General features: G+C 70.6%; 14 protein-coding genes. 1 reads left to right on the forward strand and 13 read right to left on the reverse strand.

What is annotated here, in order from left to right; genetic code table 11:
- Positions 1 to 65 precede the first annotated feature (65 nt).
- From prmC to ABZ948_RS09155, 6 genes are all read right to left on the reverse strand, one after another.
- Positions 66 to 911 carry a peptide chain release factor N(5)-glutamine methyltransferase gene (gene prmC, locus ABZ948_RS09130; protein WP_031117480.1) on the reverse strand — a complete coding sequence of 282 codons (846 nt, stop codon included), beginning with the start codon at positions 909 to 911 and terminating at the stop codon, positions 66 to 68.
- Positions 912 to 953: 42 nt separating this feature from the next.
- The gene (gene prfA, locus ABZ948_RS09135; protein WP_031117479.1) at positions 954 to 2,021 is read right to left on the reverse strand and encodes a peptide chain release factor 1; all 1,068 of its coding nucleotides are present in this window, start codon (positions 2,019 to 2,021) and stop codon (positions 954 to 956) included.
- A gap of 106 nt (positions 2,022 to 2,127) precedes the next feature.
- Positions 2,128 to 2,349, reverse strand: a complete 222-nt coding sequence (gene rpmE, locus ABZ948_RS09140) for a 50S ribosomal protein L31 (RefSeq protein ID WP_003992975.1) — start codon at positions 2,347 to 2,349, stop codon at positions 2,128 to 2,130.
- A 171-nt stretch (positions 2,350 to 2,520) separates the two neighbouring features.
- Positions 2,521 to 3,657, reverse strand: coding sequence for an LCP family protein (locus ABZ948_RS09145; RefSeq protein WP_359758280.1), 1,137 nt, complete (start codon positions 3,655 to 3,657; stop codon positions 2,521 to 2,523).
- Between the two features lie 310 nt (positions 3,658 to 3,967).
- Complete coding sequence (locus tag ABZ948_RS09150; protein ID WP_359758281.1) at positions 3,968 to 6,784, reverse strand: S8 family peptidase; 2,817 nt, start codon at positions 6,782 to 6,784, stop codon at positions 3,968 to 3,970.
- Positions 6,785 to 6,931: 147 nt separating this feature from the next.
- Positions 6,932 to 8,563 carry a phospholipase A2 gene (locus ABZ948_RS09155; RefSeq protein ID WP_359758384.1) on the reverse strand — a complete coding sequence of 544 codons (1,632 nt, stop codon included), beginning with the start codon at positions 8,561 to 8,563 and terminating at the stop codon, positions 6,932 to 6,934.
- 241 nt (positions 8,564 to 8,804) lie between these two features.
- Between ABZ948_RS09155 and ABZ948_RS09160 the strand changes: the two genes are divergently transcribed.
- Positions 8,805 to 9,458, forward strand: coding sequence for a hypothetical protein (locus ABZ948_RS09160; RefSeq protein WP_359758282.1), 654 nt, complete (start codon positions 8,805 to 8,807; stop codon positions 9,456 to 9,458).
- Between the two features lie 182 nt (positions 9,459 to 9,640).
- Here ABZ948_RS09160 and rho read toward each other — a convergent pair whose 3' ends face one another.
- The 7 genes from rho to ABZ948_RS09195 form a co-directional block, all read right to left on the reverse strand.
- Positions 9,641 to 11,659: a transcription termination factor Rho gene (gene rho / locus ABZ948_RS09165; protein WP_359758283.1), complete on the reverse strand. Its 2,019-nt coding sequence runs from the start codon at positions 11,657 to 11,659 to the stop codon at positions 9,641 to 9,643.
- Between the two features lie 399 nt (positions 11,660 to 12,058).
- Positions 12,059 to 12,976, reverse strand: coding sequence for a homoserine kinase (gene thrB / locus ABZ948_RS09170; protein ID WP_031117475.1), 918 nt, complete (start codon positions 12,974 to 12,976; stop codon positions 12,059 to 12,061).
- 360 nt (positions 12,977 to 13,336) lie between these two features.
- The gene (thrC, locus tag ABZ948_RS09175) at positions 13,337 to 14,395 is read right to left on the reverse strand and encodes a threonine synthase (RefSeq protein ID WP_037765441.1); all 1,059 of its coding nucleotides are present in this window, start codon (positions 14,393 to 14,395) and stop codon (positions 13,337 to 13,339) included.
- 6 nt (positions 14,396 to 14,401) lie between these two features.
- Positions 14,402 to 15,694, reverse strand: coding sequence for a homoserine dehydrogenase (locus ABZ948_RS09180; protein WP_359758284.1), 1,293 nt, complete (start codon positions 15,692 to 15,694; stop codon positions 14,402 to 14,404).
- A 153-nt stretch (positions 15,695 to 15,847) separates the two neighbouring features.
- Positions 15,848 to 17,239: a diaminopimelate decarboxylase gene (gene lysA, locus ABZ948_RS09185; RefSeq protein WP_359758285.1), complete on the reverse strand. Its 1,392-nt coding sequence runs from the start codon at positions 17,237 to 17,239 to the stop codon at positions 15,848 to 15,850.
- Between the two features lie 13 nt (positions 17,240 to 17,252).
- A complete protein-coding gene (nrtL, locus tag ABZ948_RS09190; RefSeq protein WP_359758286.1) occupies positions 17,253 to 18,332 on the reverse strand; it encodes an ArgS-related anticodon-binding protein NrtL in 1,080 nt (359 codons plus the stop codon).
- Positions 18,333 to 18,653: 321 nt separating this feature from the next.
- Positions 18,654 to 19,202: a response regulator gene (locus ABZ948_RS09195; protein ID WP_435857473.1), complete on the reverse strand. Its 549-nt coding sequence runs from the start codon at positions 19,200 to 19,202 to the stop codon at positions 18,654 to 18,656.
- Positions 19,203 to 19,223: the final 21 nt, after the last annotated feature.

Raw genomic sequence — 19,223 nt, forward strand, 5'->3', positions numbered from 1 at the left:
CTCGTACACGTGCTGCTGGGATGAAGACTGCGAAAACTGCCGGGCCTGCCGGGCCTGCGGGGCGCTCACGGCAGCGCCTTGCGGGCCGTGGCGAAACGCGGGCGGTTGTTCAGGTCCGGGTGGTCGGCGGCGTCGGTCCAGCCGCGGTCCTCGGCGAAGATCCACGGCACCTGGCCGCCCTGGGTGTCGGCGTGCTCCACGACGACGACGCCGCCGGGGCGCAGCAGCCGGTGCGCGGTGCGCTCCAGCCCGCGGATCAGGTCGAGGCCGTCCTCGCCGGAGAACAGGGCCATGTCGGGGTCGTAGTCCCGCGCCTCGGGGGCGACGTACTCCCACTCCGTGAGCGGGATGTACGGCGGGTTGGAGATGACCAGGTCGACCTGGCCGTCCAGGTCCGGGAAGGCCGTCAGGGCATTGCCCTGCCGCAGGTCGACCCTGGATCCCTCGACGTTCTTGCGGGTCCACTGCAGGGCGTCCTCGGACAGCTCCACGGCGTGCACGCGGGAGCGCGGGACCTCCTGGGCGAGGGCGAGCGCGATGGCGCCGGAGCCGGTGCACAGGTCGACGATGCACGGCTCGACGACGTCCATGGCCCGCACGGCGTCTATGGCCCAGCCGACCACGGACTCGGTCTCCGGGCGCGGCACGAACACCCCCGGCCCGACCTGGAGTTCCAGGTACCGGAAGTAGGCGCGTCCGGTGATGTGCTGGAGCGGCTCGCGGGCCTCGCGGCGGGCGATGACCTCCCAGTAGCGGGCGTCGAAGTCGGAGTCCTTGACGGAGTGCAGCTCGCCGCGCTTCACGCCGTGCACGAACGCGGCGAGTTCCTCCGCGTCGGTGCGCGGCGAGGGCACGCCGGCGTCGGCGAGCCGCTGGGTGGCCTGGGCCACCTCCGCGAGCAGCAGATTCACGCAAGTCCTCCGGTATTCAGTGCTCCTGCACTCCTACGTGCCTTACGCGGCCGCCAGCTTCGCCGCCGAGTCCGCGTCGACGCAGGCCTGGATCACCGCGTCGAGGTCGCCGTCCAGGACCTGGTCCAGGTTGTACGCCTTGAAGCCGACGCGGTGGTCCGAGATGCGGTTCTCCGGGAAGTTGTACGTGCGGATCTTCTCGGAGCGGTCGACAGTGCGGACCTGGCTGCGGCGGGCGTCGGCGGCCTCCCTCTCCGCCTCCTCCTGCGCCATGGCGAGCAGCCTGGAGCGCAGGATACGCAGTGCCTGCTCCTTGTTCTGCAGCTGGCTCTTCTCGTTCTGGCAGGAGGCGACGACTCCGGTCGGGATGTGCGTGATGCGCACGGCGGAGTCGGTGGTGTTGACGGACTGCCCGCCGGGTCCGGAGGACCGGTAGACGTCGATGCGGAGGTCGTTGGGGTTGATCTCGACGTCGACCTCCTCCGCCTCGGGCGTCACGAGGACACCGGCCGCGGAGGTGTGGATGCGGCCCTGGGACTCCGTCGCGGGGACACGCTGCACGCGGTGCACGCCGCCCTCGTACTTCAGCCGCGCCCAGACGCCCTGGCCGGGTTCGGTCTGGCCCCGGGTCTTCACGGCGACCTGGACGTCCTTGTAGCCGCCCAGCTCGGACTCGGTGGCGTCGATGATCTCGGTCTTCCAGCCGACGCGCTCGGCGTACCGCAGGTACATGCGCAGCAGGTCGCCCGCGAAGAGCGCGGACTCGTCGCCGCCGGCGCCCGCCTTGATCTCCAGGATGACGTCCTTGTCGTCGCTGGGGTCACGGGGGACCAGCAGCAGGCGCAGCTTCTCGGTCAGCTCCTCGCGCTGCTGCTCCAGCTCCTTGACCTCGGCGGCGAAGTCGGGGTCGTCGGCGGCGAATTCGCGCGCGGTCTCGATGTCGTCGCCCGTCTGCGTCCAGGAGCGGTAGGTGGCGACGATGGGGGTGAGCTCGGCGTAACGCTTGTTGAGCTTGCGCGCGTTGGCCTGGTCGGCGTGGACCGACGGATCGGCGAGCTTCTTCTCCAGGTCGGCGTGCTCGGCGACGAGTTCCTCGACGGCCTCGAACATCTTGGGCTCCTGTGTACGGCGGGGGTGAAGGGGCGGGCGACCAAAAACGCCGGTCCCGGAGCGCCCGGTGAGGGGGCGCGTCCGCGGACCGGCGGTTCGGGGCTCGCTACTTCTTGGAGCCGGCGGCCTTGCCGAAGCGGGCCTCGAAGCGGGCCACACGGCCACCGGTGTCGAGGATCTTCTGCTTGCCCGTGTAGAACGGGTGGCACTCGGAGCAGACGTCGGCCCGGATGGTGCCGGACTCGATGGTGCTGCGCGTGGTGAACGACGCGCCGCAGGTGCAGCTGACCTGCGTCTCGACGTACTCGGGGTGGATGTCGCGCTTCAAGGTGTCTCCTAGGTTTCGGGAGGGCGCCGGGTCGCCGCCGCGGGGTGCGGGAGCGTGAACCGGAGCCGACGTACCAGTCTGCCAGGACTGGGGCCATCCCCCAAAACCGGGGGTTGCCGTTGTTTGTTCCCCGTGGGCCGTCGTGGGTTGCTCGCGCAGCTCCCCGCGCCTCTAACTGCCGGACACCACACCCTTGGCTTCACCTGTCGCCGTGCCCTTTGTCGCGGACTTCGGGATCGGCTTGTCGTTTTCCAGGGCCTTCCAGATCTGGTCGGCCTTCTTCTCCTGGAGGAGGACGCGGTTGGGGTCGGCGGGGTCGTAGGCGACCGGCATCGTCACCATGTGCATGTTGGCCGGGCTGATGCCCTGCAGGCCGCTCGCGAAGGACGCGAGCTTGTTGACCGAGCCGAGGTCGGAGTCGGTCGTCACCGTCTTCGTCGCGGTCTCCGCGAGGTCGAGCAGCTTCTTGGGGTTGGTGAAGACGCCGACGTCCTTGACCTGGTTGACCAGGGCCTTGATGAAGGCCTGCTGGAGCTGGATGCGGCCGAGGTCCGAGCCGTCGCCGACGCCGTGCCGGGTGCGGACCAGGCCGAGGGCCTGCTCGCCGTCGAGTCTGTGGGTGCCGGCCTTGAGCTTCAGGTGGCTGTCGGGGTCGTCGATGCTCTTGGTCGTGGTGACCTCGACGCCGCCGAGGTCGTCGATGAGCTTCTGGAAGCCGGCGAAGTCGACCTCCAGGTAGTGGTCCATGCGCAGGTCGGTGATCGACTCGACGGTCTTCACGGCGCAGGCGGCCCCGCCGGTGGAGTACGCGGAGTTGAACATCACGCCGTTGGCCGCGGGGTGCTCGTCACCCTTGGTGTCCGTGCACGCGGGGCGGTCGATGAGGGTGTCGCGCGGGATGGAGACCACGCTGGCCTTCTTGTGGCCCTTGTAGACGTGCACGATCATCGCCGTGTCCGAGCGGGCGCTGCCGTCGTCGGTGCCGCCGCCGAGCTTCTTGTTGCCGCCGGCGCGGGTGTCGGAGCCGAGGACCAGGATGTTCTCGGAGCCGTTGTCGGCCTTCTTGGGCCGGTCGGTGCCGAGCGCCTGGTCGATGTCGACGCTCTTGAGGTTGCCGTTGAGCTTGAAGTACACGTACCCGACGCCGGTGCCGCCCAGGACGACGATGCCCGCGGCGGTCCAGCCCATGATCATCATGCCCTTGTGGCGCTTGCGGGGCTTGCGGCGCCGGCCCTTGGCGCGGTGACGCGCTCCGGTGGTGCCGGTCTCGCCCGGTATACCCGGGTCCGGCGTGCTCTCGGCAGACATGGGCTCCTCAGCTCGTCTACGGTCGGTTACCCCCTGCGGTCAGTGCCAGGCGTGGTCGGCCGAACCCTTCCTCGCACCATCGTCGCTCCGCCTGGTCAGACGGAGAAACTCGGGAAAGGGTTGCACAACGGACTGTGCCCATCGCGTGCGGCGATGGGCACAGTCCGTGTTCATAACAGCGAGGTATACCTCGCTCACCTGCGGTTTCAGCCGAAGGTGTCGTCCTGTCCGAAATCGGTGCCGACGGACGGCCCTGTGGCAAAGATCTCGCCGGTGGCGCTGCCCCGCCGCGCGTCCGCGGCACCGTCGCTCATCGGGCGGACATGCCGAACCGCAGCCCTGCCGCCGGGAGGCCACCTGTGCCCGGTGCGTAGGTGGTGACCGACTGCGCGGTGCCTCCGGTGACGTTCGCCCACGGCATCGCGTACAGGGAACCGTAGGTGCCCGGTCCGTAGGGCATACCGATGTAGAGGTTGGCCTGCGTGCCGTGCAGGCTGGTGCCCGTCTTCTGCGCGGCGGCCGGGGTTCCCGGCATGCCGGAGGCGTTGCCGGCCTCGATCCACCGGTCGGTCACGCCCGGCGCGCTGCGCAGGCCGAAGACCATCACGGCGCCCGCGTCGGCGACCGTGCCGAGGTCCTCGCCCGGCACGCCCACGGCCATCACCAGGCTGGCGTCGGTCACGGCCTTGCCCGGGTCCCGGTTGGCGACGGCCACCTGGGCACCCATGCGGTCACCGGCCTCGGGCGCTCCGGTGACGTCGTCGGGCGCCTGGTCGTAGCCGCTGTTGATCTCCGTGATCGCCGAGGTGGTATCCGAATCCGGCGCCACCCTGACCACGAGAGCGCGTCCGGCGTCGGCCTTGCTCGCTCCCCCGTAGGTGAGGTCCTCCCCCGGCACGCCGATGGCGATGTACGTGCCCCGCAGGGGCCAGGGGAAGCCCTGGTGGTACAACGCCTGGGTGGCCGAGACCGACGCACCGAACTGGTCCCCCGCCTCGGCCTCGCCGCTCACGCGCGGGTCGGCCTCGTGGACGGCTCCCACGTGGGCCGGGACGCCGCTCTCGTTGAGTTCATGGGTCATCACATTGACCTGACCGGATATCACCTCGGTCGGGGTCGGGCTCGGTCCGGGCACCACACCCTCGCCCGGTACGCCGACCACCACGTACTCAGGGCTCGCGGCCACCGAGGAGCCGAACTTGTCGCCCGCCTCCAGCGTGCCCGGAATCCCGGAACTGCCCTGGATCACCGTCCGGTTGACGCTGCCGCGCAGGTAGAAGACGGCGCCGGTGTCCGTCTTGCCGTCGATGTCCTCGCCCGGGACTCCGAGGACGAGGTACGGCTCCTGGTCGAGCGTGAGGCCGGCGGCGACGGCGGCGCCCATGCGGTCCCCGGACTCCGAGGACGCGGCGAGGAGGCCTTCGGCGCCCGTGCCCTGCTCGAAGTGGGCGGCCGCCTTGCCGGTACCGAGGCCGCCGGAGGCCCCGTAGAGCACGTCCACGGTGCCGGCGTCCGTCGCGCTGCCGATGTCCTCGCGGGACGTGCCGACGACCAGGTCGGTGCAGCCGTCCTTGTTGTGGTCGGCGGTGGCGAGGGCGTCGCCGAAGTAGTCGTTCGCCTCGGCGTCGCCGGGCACCGTGGCGAGGTCCTGGTGCACCTCGGACGTGCCCCTGCCGCCGCCGTAGACGACCCGTACGAGGCCGGCCTTGGCGTCACCGCCGACGGTCGCCTCGGGGTCGGCGACGGCGATGTCCTCCTTCTTGTCGCAGTTGAAGTCGTTGCCGGTCGTCGCCGGCTGAACCGTCGCGCCGAGCGCCTGGGCGACGTCGATGCGGGGTGTCTCGGCGCCCGTGTAGGTGACGGGCTTCCCGCTGGTCTCGAGCCGGGACAGCGAGTTCGCGACGGTGTCGTTGGGGAACGCCTGCCGCATGACCGCGAGGGCGCCGGTCACGTGCGGCGCGGCCATGGAGGTGCCGTTCTTCGAGGCGTACCCGTCGCCCGGGACCGAGGAGATGATGCCGGTGCCGGGTGCGAGGAGGTCCAGCAGCGGGCCGCGGTTGGTGAACGCGGACAGCTGGTCGTCGTCGGAGGTGGCGCCGACCGTGATCGCGGAGGAGACGCAGCCGGGCGCGCTCACGGCGTCGCCGTACCCGTTGTTGCCGGCCGCGACCACGGTGGCGACTCCCGCGGCGAGCAGTCTGTCGATGGCCGGCTTGCGGGAGTCGTTGTCGCAGGCGGTGGCGTACCTGCCGGCGCCCAGGCTCAGGTTCGCCGCGACCACGGGTGTCCCGGACTGCCGCAGTTGCAGCACCTTCTCCAGGGCGGCCAGCTGGGCGCTGGTGAAGCTGCCCACGCACGGTGCGGCGCCGGGACCGCAGTAGTCCTCGGAGTCGAACTTGCTGAACACCTGGAAGGCGATGATGTTCGCACCGGGGGCGACCCCGCGCTTGGGGGCTCCGGTGACGCCCTCGCCGTTGCCGGCGACGATGCCGGCCACGTGCGTCCCGTGATCGCATTCGGCGATGGTGGCGCAGGGGCCGGTCCCGGAGTCGGCCGTGCCCGCCCCCTCCTGGTGGTCGGTCCCGTCAGGACACAGGCTGGTGGCGCCGAGGTCGGGGTCGGTCGCCGAGAAGCAGGCCTCGGAGATGATCCGGTCCTTGAGGAACGGGTGACGGGTGGCGACCCCCGTGTCCAGGACGGCCACCACGCTGCCCGCACCGGTCATGCCCTGCGCGGAGGTCTGGTCGGCGCCGATGATGGGGATGCTCTCGTCCAGCGACGGCCGTGCCGGGACGTCCTCCGTGACGCTGACCACGCCCGGCTGGGCGGCCAGTTGATCCAGCCCGCCGCGGTCGACCTTGAGGGTGACGACGGGCAGGGTCTGGAACGACTGCACCGTCTCGCCGGCCGACGCGGCGGCGGAGAGGTCGGTGCGGTTCTCGGTGACGACGTTGACGCGGGCCGTGCCGCCGGACGACGTCGCGTCGTACAGCGGCGGATCGATGGGGTCACCGTTCGTCGCGGCCGCCGCGGCGGCACTGCGGGGCACCACGGCCTGGGCCGGCACGGCACCGAGCGTCACGGCCATCACCGCGGTGACGACCGTGGTCCATAGGGGTTTGTTCACTGGGGCTCCGATGGGAAGCGGGCATGGCTGAGCCCGCTGCTGCGCATGCGGGGACGAGGCGAGCGCCGAAAGGCCGGACGGCAGAAAGGTTCCGCCGTCCGGCCGGAGCGCTCGTAGGCGTGATCGGTCCGAAGACCGTGCCGCGGATCAGGTGGCGTTGGCGCCGTTCTTCGGGTTGCCCTTCAGGCCCACGGCCTTGTAGTAGACCCACGCCCAGCCTTCGCACTCAGGCCGGGACAGGACGCCGTACTTCTTGCAGCTGTACGTCTTCATCGTGGTGTGGAAGGCGTTGTCGACGTTCGACTTCTTGCTGCGGTCGAGGTAGTACCGGTAGCCCTTGTACGTGTTGCCGATCAGGCCGTAGCCGTAGTCGTGCATGTCGCACGCGCTCCGGAAGTTGTAGCCCTTCGGCTTGCTGACGTTGGGGCCCGGCGTGCTGCAGCCGTCGTTGTTGATGCCCACGACCCAGTGCTTGGTCGGCGTCTGCTTCCACAGCGGCTTGTGCCAGCCGTAGTGCGCGGCCCACGCGGCGCAGCCCTCTTCGAGGTACCAGAGCCAGTCCGTCGCGCGGTTGCAGTGGCGGGGGTAGGCCGACGGGTCGGAGATCTCCCCGCTGGAGAAGTCCGTCGCCGGCGGGGTGGTGGCGGCGTCGTTGGTGATGTCGGCCGCGCCCTGGAAGGGCGACTCGGAGGCCGGACGCGCGGGGCCTTCGGACTCGACGTTCGGGGCGGCCGACTCGGCCGGGAACGTCAGATCCCAGGCGCCGTTGGACGGCGACGTGACGTCGGAGACCCGTCCCGTGGAGTCGTAGGCGTACGAGGCGACCGGCTCGGCGGCCGCGACCGGGTTGACCACTGCGCGCAGCAGACCCGAGGTGTCGTAGGAGTACCGTGCGAGCGTCTGCGTGGTGGTGCCGACGGTGAGGCTGATCTCCTTGGCGCGACCCGCGAACTCACCGGGAGTCGTGCCCGTGGCCGTCGTGGCGGTCGAGTACTTGACCGTCAGCGACTGCGCCGGCGTGTCCCCGGCGGCGGCCTCCTTGATGGTGGAAACCCGGCCCTGGGCGTCGTAGCCGGCGGTGGTGAGGACGCCGTCGGCCACGGTGCCGACACCGGTGACGCGCCAGGTGTCGGCACCCGGAGCGGCCTGCTTCCACGTGTAGGTGGGGGTCAGCCCGGTGATGCCGACGGGAGCGCCGGCGTCGGTGTCGGCGGACTGATCCGCGTCCACCTCTGACGTGGGAGCGCTCAGGACCTCGGAGACGGTGGAGACCAGGGTGCCGGTCGTCGCATCGAACTTGGTGGTCTCGGTGAGCTTGTTGCCCTCGGCGGACGCGTACTTCCGGACGCCGCCACCGCTCGGGTAGTCGACGCTGCTCGTCAGGCTGTAGGTGATCGGGACGTTGGCGTCGAGGTCGGTGACGACGATGGAGTCGGACTTCTGCTCCAGCTTGCGGTTGAGCCGGCCCCCCACGAACTCGGCTTCCCAGCCCGGACCGAACACGCTCATGTCCGGGCGGGACGCGGGTGCGGATTCCGGCTTGGCGACACCGTCTGCCTGAGCGTTGACGGTGTGGCTGCGGCTCATCAGGCCCTCTGCCACATCCGTCTCGTAGATTTCGAAGGACTGGTCCGCGGTCGAGTAGACCCCGGGACCGACCTGCTCTATTTCGCCCTCGGCCAGCGGCGGATCGACGACAGTGGCCGTCGAGGCGAGTGCTGCGTCCGCGCTTTGTGCCCCCGCGATCTCCAGTGGGAGCAGCAGGGACAAGGACAGCACGGTAATTGCGGGCATCGCAATTCTGCGCACGAGTTCCCCCCTCGTGAAGCAAGTGAATGATCGAACGAACGAGCGCCGACATTAGATCAACTCTGTTCGCTTACACAAGCACTAGAAATGGAGTGCGTGAATCCGCTTTCTTCGAGCAGAAAAAGCCGACCGCGTATTGAGCACGAGCGGTCCGTGTAAATGAGTACGCGTACTCATGCGCGGTGCGGGGTGGCGGCCCGAGACTGCGCGCATGACACCCCTCACTGCTCCCACCAGCGCGTTCGCCCATCCTCGGCGCGCTCTCGCGGCCGCGGCCCTCGCCGCCCTGGCGCTCACCGGCTGTGGAAGTGACGGGTCGGGCGGCAAGGGGGCACAGGATGAGCCGGGCCGGGGCGCCGGCGCCCAGGTGAGTGCCACACCGTCGTCCCCCGAGCAGGCGGCGTTCGCGGCGATGCTCGCCAAGGTCGCGCAGCCGTGTTCCTCGACCGTCGAGGCCCCGCCCGGACCTGCCACCGAGAGGCCGACCGGCCCCGAAGGGGAACAGAGCCTCGCCCCGGGCGAGACTCCCCCGGCCGAACCGATCGAGCCCGGTGCCCCCACGGATGTCGGGGCGCGGCTGAGCGACCGGGATCAGTGTGCGAGCGTCCAGCACGAACAGCGCATCATCGAGGCGTTGCAGTCGGTGCCGGAACCCACCCCCGCCAAGGTGCGCAAGAGCTTGAACGGCCTCGGTTACATCGACGAGCGCATCCACGGCCTCGAGCAGGACGGCAAGACCACGCGCTTCTACCTCGATCTGCGCGAGAAAGGCGGCCGACTCTGCGAGGCGGGTGTGGCGGCGGGCGAGGAATCGGATGTCACCCCGTGCATGGCTCCCGCCACGGGACCGTTCGCGGTCGAGTAGCTGTCGCCCTAAAGGCACAACCGCCGTCCGGCATTCACCGCAGACGAAAAGCCGCTAAAACGCCACACAAAGCGCCGGGCAAAACGTGCGAAAAACGCCGCGCAAAACGCCGCGCAAAACAAAGGGCCGCCCCCCGCGCCTGGCGCGGGGGGCGGCCCTTTGTCTTTTCTCTACGACAACACTCAGTCGCCGTTGCCCGGCGTCGGCGTCGTCTTCTGGATCTGCATCAGGAACTCGACGTTCGACTTCGTCTGCTTCATCTTGTCGAGGAGCAGCTCGATCGCCTGCTGCTGGTCGAGCGCGTGCAGCACCCGGCGCAGCTTCCAGACGATGCCCAGCTCCTCGCTGCCGAGCAGGATCTCTTCCTTGCGCGTACCGGACGCGTCGACGTCGACGGCCGGGAAGATGCGCTTGTCGGCGAGCTTCCGGTCGAGCTTGAGTTCCATGTTGCCGGTGCCCTTGAACTCCTCGAAGATCACCTCGTCCATGCGGGACCCGGTGTCCACCAGGGCGGTGGCGAGGATGGTCAGCGAGCCGCCGTCCTCGATGTTGCGGGCCGCACCGAAGAACCGCTTCGGCGGGTACAGGGCCGTCGAGTCGACACCACCGGACAGGATGCGGCCGGAAGCCGGGGCGGCGAGGTTGTACGCACGGCCCAGACGGGTGATCGAGTCGAGCAGCACGACCACGTCGTGACCCAGCTCCACCAGGCGCTTGGCGCGCTCGATGGCCAGCTCGGCGACCGTGGTGTGGTCCTCGGCCGGGCGGTCGAAGGTCGAGGAGATGACCTCGCCCTTCACCGACCGCTGCATGTCGGTGACCTCTTCCGGACGCTCGTCGACGAGGACGACCATCAGGTGGCACTCGGGGTTGTTGTGGGTGATCGCGTTGGCGATCGCCTGCATGATCATGGTCTTGCCGGTCTTCGGCGGGGCCACGATCAGACCGCGCTGACCCTTACCGATCGGCGACACGAGGTCGATGATGCGGGTGGTGAGCACGCCCGGGTCCGTCTCCAGGCGGAGGCGGTCCTGCGGGTACAGCGGGGTGAGCTTGTTGAACTCGGGGCGGCCGCGCCCGGATTCGGGCGCCATGCCGTTGACGGAGTCCAGGCGCACCAGCGCGTTGAACTTCTCGCGCCGCTCGCCTTCCTTGGGCTGGCGGACGGCACCGGTGATGTGGTCGCCCTTGCGCAGGCCGTTCTTGCGGACCTGGGCGAGGGAGACGTACACGTCGTTCGGGCCGGGCAGGTAGCCGGAGGTGCGGATGAAGGCGTAGTTGTCGAGGATGTCGAGGATGCCCGCGACGGGGATCAGGACGTCGTCCTCGGCGATCTGCGGCTCCTGGACCTCGTCGCGACCGCGACGGCCACGGCGGTCGCGGTAACGCCCGCGACGGCCCCGGCGGCCGCCCTCGAAGTCGTCGTCGTCCTGCTGACCGCGGTCCTGGCGACCGCCGCCGCCCTGCTGGTTCTGCTGCTGGCCGCGCTGGCCGCCGCCCTGCTGGTCGTCGCCCTTGCCGCCGCGGCGGTCACGGTCGCGGTCGCGGTCCCGGCCGCGCTCACGGCGGTCGCGACGACGGCCCTCGCCGCCGTCACCGTCGGACTTGGACTCGTTGCCCTGGGACTGCTGCTGCGCCGGCGTCTCGGCCTTGGGCTCGCTCTTCGCCTCGGCGGCGACCGTCTCGGGAGCGGAAGCGGGGGCTCCGGCCTCGGCGGTGGCACGGCGCCGGCGGCGCTCGGAGGGAGCGTCGTCGGAGGCAGGCTGGCCGGGGATCTCGATCTGCTGCTGCGCCACGGCCTTGTCGGCCTTCTCCGCGGGGGCCGCGGGGGCCTCCTTCGCGTCGGCCTTCTTCTCGGCCTTCTCGGCCTTCTCGGCGTTGTCGCCCGTACGGGCCCGGGAGGTTGCGCGGCGCTTCGGCTTGGTCTCGGCGGGGGCGTCGGCCTTCGCGGCCGGAGCGGCGCCGCCGGACGCCTGCGCCTCCTTGATGACCTCGATCAGCTGGCTCTTGCGCATCCGCGCGGTGCCCCTGATGCCGAGGCCGGATGCGACCTGCTGCAGCTCGGCCAGCACCATGCCCTCGAGGCCGGTACCGCGGCGCCGCCGGGAGCCGGCACCGGTGGCAGGCGCGGAGGCGTCCGTGGCGGGCGCGGCAGCGGTCTCCTCGACACGTGCGCCCATCAGATCGGTGGTGTCGCTCACGAAGGGTCCTTCCCTGGAGCGGACGTCGGCCTGTCTGGCTCGGCGACCGGTTGTGCTGTCCGGCTTCGGTCCGTGTGGTGTGAACCGTGCCGGGGCGGTGGTCCGCCTAAGCGGCGGAGGAATCTGGTGATGGCGCTTCCTTGAGCCGTGGCACCCAGTGTCAGTGTCACGCGGCGTGGTCGCACCGGTTCCGGAGCGTGCCCTGCGGACCGCTCAGTGTCCGTGTACGGCGTACGGTCCGACGTACGGAACACAGTGCGGCTTGGGGGGCTCCCGGAAGAATGTCTGTCCCGGACGGGGACACGAGGCACCTCGCCATGGTGGGGTCGGGTGCAGACTTGAGGTTAACACTACCGGATCCAACAAACATTCCCCCTCTCCAAATCCGGCAAGCGTGTGTCAGGTCGCGAGCGGAAGCACGCTCGCGCCCTGTGGATCGAGGCTCAGCCGGTTCGCGGCCCAGTCCGCGCCCGCCAGGGCCTCGACCTTGTCGGCGGTGTCCGCGTCGGCCAGCGCCATGACCGTCGGCCCGGCGCCGGAGATGACCGCGGGGATGCCGTCGCTGCGCAGCCGCTCCACCAGCGCCGCGCTCTCCGGCATGGCGGGGGCGCGGTACTCCTGGTGCAGACGGTCCTCGGTGGCGGGCAGCAGCAGCTCGGGGCGCCTGGTCAGGGCCTCGACGAGCAGGGCGGCCCGGCCGGCGTTGGTGGCCGCGTCGACGTGCGGAACGGTGCGCGGGAGCAGGCCGCGCGCCGTCTCGGTGAGTACCGGCTTTCCGGGCACGAAAACCACCGGAACGATGGAATCGGCGGGGTCCATCCTGATCGCGCGGGCCGCGCCGCCCTCCATCCAGGACAGCGTGAAACCGCCCAGCAGGCACGCGGCGACGTTGTCGGGGTGACCCTCGATCTCGGTGGCGAGCTCCAGCAGGGCGGTGTCGTCGAGCTTGGCCTCGGCGCCTATGGTCACGGCGCGGGCGGCGACGATGCCGGCGCAGATGGCGGCCGAGGAGGAGCCCAGGCCCCGACCGTGTGGGATGCGGTTGGCGCAGACGATTTCCAGGCCGCGCGGCTGTCCGCCCAGCAGATCGAAGGCGGTGCGCAGGGAACGCACGAGAAGGTGTTGCTCGTCGCGGGGGAGCGTCTCGCTGCCCTCACCCGCGATGTCGATGTGCAGCCCGGAGTCGGCCACCCGGACGACCACGTCGTCGTACAAGCCCAGGGCCAGACCGAGGGCGTCGAAGCCCGGGCCGAGGTTGGCACTGGTGGCGGGGACGCGCACCCGGACGGCGGCGGCGCGGAACGCTGGACCGGCCATCGCTCGATGACTCTCCTTGAGCTGCGTGATTGTCGAATGACGTTCAACGGACATTCGATGGTGTACGAGAACCCGGGGGCCGCTGCCGGCCGGGGTGGCCGGCCGCTGTCCCGGCCGTGGAGACGGCACGGCACCGCGCTCCATGCGGAGGCATATGCAGCGGGCGGGTTCAGTACAGCCTATCGAAGGAAGGTTCTGTGGCGACATAGGGCGCACAGGAGGCGCACGATGCGTGTCGTAAGCCCCCTGTGCACCCCCCGTAGGGAATCTCCCCCAGCCGACGCCGTCTTACGCCGGAACGTGTCGGGCGCAACACCGGCGCTCGGTGCGTCGGCGCACGTCAGGCCGGTTCGAGCGCCGTCAGACGAGACCCAGGCGCTCCGCCGCGGCCGCCGCGTCGACGGGGACGGTGACCGGCTGCGGAGCACCGGCGACGGCCCAGTCGGGGTCCTTGAGCCCGTTGCCGGTGACCGTGCACACGATGCGCTGCCCCGGGTCGACCTTGCCCTGCTCGGCGGCCTTCAGCAGACCGGCGACGGACGCGGCGGACGCGGGCTCGACGAAGACGCCCTCCTGCGAGGCCAACAGCCGGTAGGCGCGCAGGATCTCACGGTCCGTCACCTCGTCGATGGACCCGCCCGACTCGTCGCGCGCGGCGATCGCGTACTGCCAGGACGCCGGGTTGCCGATGCGGATGGCGGTGGCGATGGTCGAGGGGTCCTTGACGACCTCGCCGCGCACCAGCGGCGCGGAACCGGAGGCCTGGAATCCCCACATGCGGGGGGTCTTCGTGGCGACGCCGTCGGCGGCGTACTCCTTGTAGCCCTTCCAATAGGCCGTGATGTTGCCCGCGTTGCCCACCGGCAGGACGTGGATGTCGGGCGCGTCGCCGAGCATGTCCACGATCTCGAACGAGGCCGTCTTCTGACCCTCGATACGGACCGGATTGACCGAATTGACCAGCGCGACGGGGTAGTTGTCGCTGAGGCCGCGCGCGAGCGTGAGGCAGTCGTCGAAGTTGCCGTCGACCTGGAGGATCTTCGCGCCGTGCACGAGGGCCTGGCCCATCTTGCCGAGCGCGATCTTGCCCTGCGGCACGAGCACGGCACAGACCATGCCCGCGCGGACGGCGTACGCGGCCGCCGAGGCCGACGTGTTGCCGGTGGAGGCGCAGATGACGGCCTTCGCGCCCTCCTCCTTGGCCCGCGTGATGGCCATGGTCATGCCGCGGTCCTTGAAGGACCCGGTGGGGTTCGCACCCTCCACCTTGAGGTGGACCTCGCAGCCCGTGCGCTCGGAGAGCACCTGCGCGGGCACGAGGGGCGTGCCGCCCTCGCGGAGCGTCACGACCGGCGTGGTGTCGGATACCGGCAGCCGGTCCCGGTACTCCTCGATGATTCCGCGCCACTGGTGGGTCATTGCTGGTTACTCTCCTTCAACCCGCATGATGCTGGCGACACCACGCACGGTGTCGAGCTTGCGCAACGCCTCGACGGTCCCGGTGAGGGCGGCGTCGGACGCGCGGTGCGTGACGACGACGAGGGACGCCTCGCCGTCCTTCCCCTGCTGGCGAACCGTATCGATCGAGACTCCGTGCTCGGCGAAAACGGTCGCGACCTGGGCGAGAACGCCCGGTTTGTCGGCCACGTCCAGGCTGATGTGGTAGCGCGTGACCACGTCGCCCATCGGCGACACCGGCAGCGCGGCGTAGGCGGACTCCCCCGGTCCGGTCGCGCCGCCGATCCGGTTGCGGCAGACGGCGACGAGGTCGCCGAGCACGGCGGACGCCGTCGGGGAACCGCCCGCTCCGGGCCCGTAGAACATGAGCTGCCCGGCGGCGTCGGACTCGACGAACACGGCGTTGTAGGCGCCGCGGACGGAGGCCAGCGGGTGACTCAGCGGGATCATGGCCGGGTGCACGCGGGCGGTGACGGATCCGCCGTCCTCGGCCCGCTCACAGATGGCGAGCAGCTTGATGGTGCAGCCCATCTCCTTCGCGGAGGCGAAGTCGGCGGCGGTGACCTCGGTCATGCCCTCGCGGTAGACGTCGTCGAGGCGCACGCGCGTGTGGAAGGCGATGCCGGCGAGGATGGCGGCCTTGGCGGCGGCGTCGAAGCCCTCGACGTCGGCGGTCGGGTCGGCCTCGGCGTACCCGAGCGCGGTGGCCTCGTCGAGGGCCTCCTGATACCCGGCCCCCGTGGAGTCCATCTTGTCGAGGATGAAGTTCGTCGTGCCGTTGACGATGCCCATCACCCGGTTGATCTTGTCGCCGGCGAGGGACTCGCGCAGCGGGCGGATCAGCGGGATGGCACCGGCGACGGCGGCCTCGTAGTAGAGGTCCTTGTCGTGCTCCTGGGCGGCCGCGTGCAGGGCGGCACCGTCCTGGGCGAGCAGCGCCTTGTTGGCGGAGACGACGGAGGCGCCGTGCTCGAAGGCGGTGGTGATGAGGGTCCGCGCGGGCTCGATCCCGCCGATCACCTCGACCACGACGTCGATGTCGCCGCGTTTGACGAGGGCGGTGGCGTCGGTGGTGACCAGGGCCGGGTCGATGCCCTCCCTGACCCTGTCGGGCCGGCGGACGGCGACACCCGCCAGCTCCACCGGGGCGCCGATCCTGGCTGCGAGGTCGTCGGCGTGCGTCGTCATGATGCGCGCCACCTCTGAGCCGACCACTCCACAGCCCAGCAGCGCCACCTTCAGCGGACGCGTACGCATCATCCGACCTCGTTTCCTCATTACCGTCTACGGTGGAACCAGTCTCACTCACCGAACGGGACTTTCTGCCCCCGGTCCGAATTTTGAGACGTCTATTTCATTTGTGCGGAGGCGGAAGACAGGAGATCTTCCGCCCCCGGAGGCATGGCTTCCGGCTCAGCCGACGTCGAGACGCAGCAGGTCCTCCTCCGTCTCGCGGCGGACGATCACGCGCGCCTGTCCGCCGTCGACGGCGACGACCGGCGGGCGGAGCACATGGTTGTAGTTGCTGGCCATGGACCGGCAGTAGGCGCCGGTGGCGGGCACGGCGACGAGGTCACCCGGTGCCAGGTCGCCCGGCAGGAACGCGTCCTTGACCACGATGTCCCCGCTCTCGCAGTGCTTGCCGACGACGCGGGCGAGCATCGGCTCGGCGTCGGAGGTGCGGGAGACCAGCGCGACGCTGTACTCGGCGTCGTAGAGCGCGGTGCGGATGTTGTCCGACATTCCACCGTCGACGGAGACGTACGTGCGCAGCCCGTCGAGGGGCTTGACGGTGCCGACCTCGTAGAGCGTGAAGGCGGTCGGCCCGACGATGGCCCGCCCCGGCTCGACGGAGATGCGAGGAGTGCGCAGCTTGGCGGCCTCGCACTCACGGCTGACGATCTCCTGAAGCGCCTTGGCGATCTCGTGCGGCTCGCGCGGATCGTCGTCACTCGTGTACGCGATGCCGAGCCCGCCGCCGAGGTCGATCTCGGGCAGCTCGACGCCGTGCTCGTCGCGCACGTCCTTCAGCAGCCCGACCACCCGGTGGGCGGCGACCTCGAACCCGGACATGTCGAAGATCTGCGAGCCGATGTGGCTGTGGATGCCGACCAGCTCGAGACCGTCGAGCTGGAGCGCCCGCCGTACGGCCTCGGCGGCCTGGCCACCGGCCAGCGGAATGCCGAACTTCTGGTCCTCGTGGGCGGTGGCGATGAACTCGTGCGTGTGGGCTTCCACACCGACGGTGATCCGGATCAGGACCTTCTGCCGCTTCCCGAGACCCTGCGCGATGTGGGCGACGCGGACGATCTCCTGGAACGAGTCGAGCACGATGTGGCCCACGCCGGCCTCGACGGCCCGAGTGATCTCGTCGACGGACTTGTTGTTGCCGTGGAAGGCGATGCGCTCGGCGGGCATGCCCGCGGACAGGGCGGTGGCCAGCTCGCCGCCGGAGCAGACGTCGACGTTCAGCCCCTCCTCGTGCAGCCAGCGCACCACGGCGCGGGACAGGAACGCCTTGCCGGCGTAGTAGACGTCGGCCTCGGTCCCGAAGGCGGTGCGCCACGCACGCGCGCGTGCCCGGAAGTCGGCCTCGTCGAGGACGTAGGCCGGGGTGCCGAACTCCTCGGCGAGGCGCGTGACGGGAATCCCGCCGACGGTGACCACACCGTCCTCGTCACGGGTCACGGTCTGGGCCCAGACCTTCGGGTCGAGCGCGTTGAGGTCGGCGGGCGGGGCGGAGTAGTGCCCCTCGGGGAGGACATCGGCGTGACGGGGCCCGGCGGGGTGTGCGGAACGGCTCATTCTGCGTGCTCTTTCAAAGGTGGTCGGGTGCGTCGATGCCGAGCAGGGACAGGCCGCCGGCCAGCACCGTCCCGGCGGCTTCGGCGAGGGCGAGCCGGGCACGGTGGGCGGCCGAGGGTTTCTCCTCGCCGAGGGGCAGTACGGCGGGGAGCAGGGGCAGCGCGGCGTCGGCGACGGCGAGGAGGTGCCGGGCCAGTCGGTCGGGGGTGTCCTGGGCGGCGGCGAGGACGCGGGGGTGGTCACCGAGCAGCGCCACCAGCGCGTCACCGCCGCTCACCGGGCCGGGCTCGGCACGGAAGCCGAGGCCGGCGGCATTGCGCAGCAGAGCCCGGGTGCGGGCGTGGGCGTACCGGACGCGGAAGAGGGGGTTGGTCTCCCGCTGGACCAGATGCTCGCGGGTGATGCGGGGCCGGTCGTGAGCGGCGGGATACAGCAGGGCCCAGCGGGCGGCGTCCCGGCCGAGGGGGAGGGGGGTGGTGGGGGTGGGGTGGACGGTGATGTCGATGTCGAGGCCGGTGGGGTTGTCGACGCCCACGGGATCGTTGTCGACGCGCACGGAATCGTTGTCGACGACCACGGGGTCGAGGTCTACGCCGAGGACGGACTCCCACTCCGGCGCGGGCCGGCCGTCGTACTCGACGCGGACGAGATCGCCCTGGCTGCGCCGTATGCGGGCGACGGTGTCCGCGACGACGGCGGCCCGGACCTCGGCCGGGCACCGGAGCAGGACGACGTTCCCGCTGAACCCCTCGCCGTGCCCGTACCGCCGCCCACGCCGCAGGATCTCGCTCACGAGGTCGGCGGAGGCGGTGCTCTCCAGACAGAGGTTGAGGAACCCCGGCCCGGTGACGACCACGTCGGTGACGCGGTGCTCGTCGAGCAGACGCGCGCGGAGGATCTCGGCGACGCGCTGCGGTGGCTGCCCCGCCGCGCGGGCCAGCTGGAGGGCGATGTTGGTGGCGTAGTCGCCACACCCTCCGGGCCCCGGCGGCGTGACCACGGCCCGCTCCGGCACGGTCACGCTCAGCTCACCCTCGTCGACAGCGCGACGCACGGCGTGCAGCACGGTGCGGGAGAGCTCGACGGGGGTCACGGGGACAAGCGTATGGGAGGAGGGGGGTGGGTAGGCGAGCCGGTTTCGGGGAGGGTCCGGGATGTGGACGCGGGGGGCGCTTAGCGGGAGGCGGGAGGGTGGGCGGTGCGGGCGGGTGGGCGGTGCGGGCGGGTGACGGACTGGCCGTATCGAGGAGGAGCCGGGTGACTGACTGGCCTTACGAGGACGAGCCGGGTGACTGACTGGCCTTACGAGGACGAGCCGGGTGACTGACTGGCCTTACGAGGACGAGCCGGGTCACGGACTGGCCTTATCGAGGACGAACCGGGTGACCGACGGCTCTCCCCTCCGCCCTCTGCCCTACGGCACAGCCGGCTGATCGACTGCCGGCGCCTGGGTGCCGTCGCGCAGGGCCTCGTCTCGGCCGTCGGGACCCCCACCGCCCTGCCGCCCCCGACTCCGCGCACGCTCGACCAACTGCCGCACCATGCTGACCAGTTCGGCCGGTTCGAAGGGCTTGGCGAGGAAGGCGTCGACGCCCACGTCGAGCCCGGCCTCGACCTCGTACTGGGTGCAGGCGCTGACGATGGCGAGGGGGACGTCACGGGTGCGCGGATCGGCCCGCAGCCGGGCGGCGGTCCTGATCCCGTCCAGCCGGGGCATGACGACGTCGAGGGTCACGACATCGGGCCGCACCTGATGAACGACATCAAGACACTCGGCACCATCGGCCGCGGTCACGACCTCCAGCCCCTCCAGCTCGAGGTTGACCCTGATCAACTGCCGGATGACCTTGTTGTCGTCCACAACAAGCACCCGGCCCGACGCGCCTGGCACAACTCGAGAGTAGGTCGGCTCCGGCCACCGCGTCCGGGTTTTCCCCACTTCCACCCCGCACGAGCGACCCACACCCCCGCCCCCGGCAGCGGA

Origin of the sequence: Streptomyces olindensis, from assembly GCF_040645895.1 — a bacterium.
GTDB lineage: Bacteria > Actinomycetota > Actinomycetes > Streptomycetales > Streptomycetaceae > Streptomyces > Streptomyces olindensis.

Bases quoted from the DNA above. Each gene is read 5' to 3' on its own strand.
- thrC (WP_037765441.1), bottom strand. From the start codon at position 14,395: ATGACCCACCAGTGGCGCGGAATCATCGAGGAGTACCGGGACCGGCTG.
- ABZ948_RS09145 (WP_359758280.1), bottom strand. From the start codon at position 3,657: ATGTCTGCCGAGAGCACGCCGGACCCGGGTATACCGGGCGAGACCGGC.
- thrB (WP_031117475.1), bottom strand. From the start codon at position 12,976: ATGGCCGGTCCAGCGTTCCGCGCCGCCGCCGTCCGGGTGCGCGTCCCC.
- lysA (WP_359758285.1), bottom strand. From the start codon at position 17,239: ATGAGCCGTTCCGCACACCCCGCCGGGCCCCGTCACGCCGATGTCCTC.
- ABZ948_RS09160 (WP_359758282.1), top strand. From the start codon at position 8,805: ATGACACCCCTCACTGCTCCCACCAGCGCGTTCGCCCATCCTCGGCGC.
- ABZ948_RS09180 (WP_359758284.1), bottom strand. From the start codon at position 15,694: ATGATGCGTACGCGTCCGCTGAAGGTGGCGCTGCTGGGCTGTGGAGTG.
- prfA (WP_031117479.1), bottom strand. From the start codon at position 2,021: ATGTTCGAGGCCGTCGAGGAACTCGTCGCCGAGCACGCCGACCTGGAG.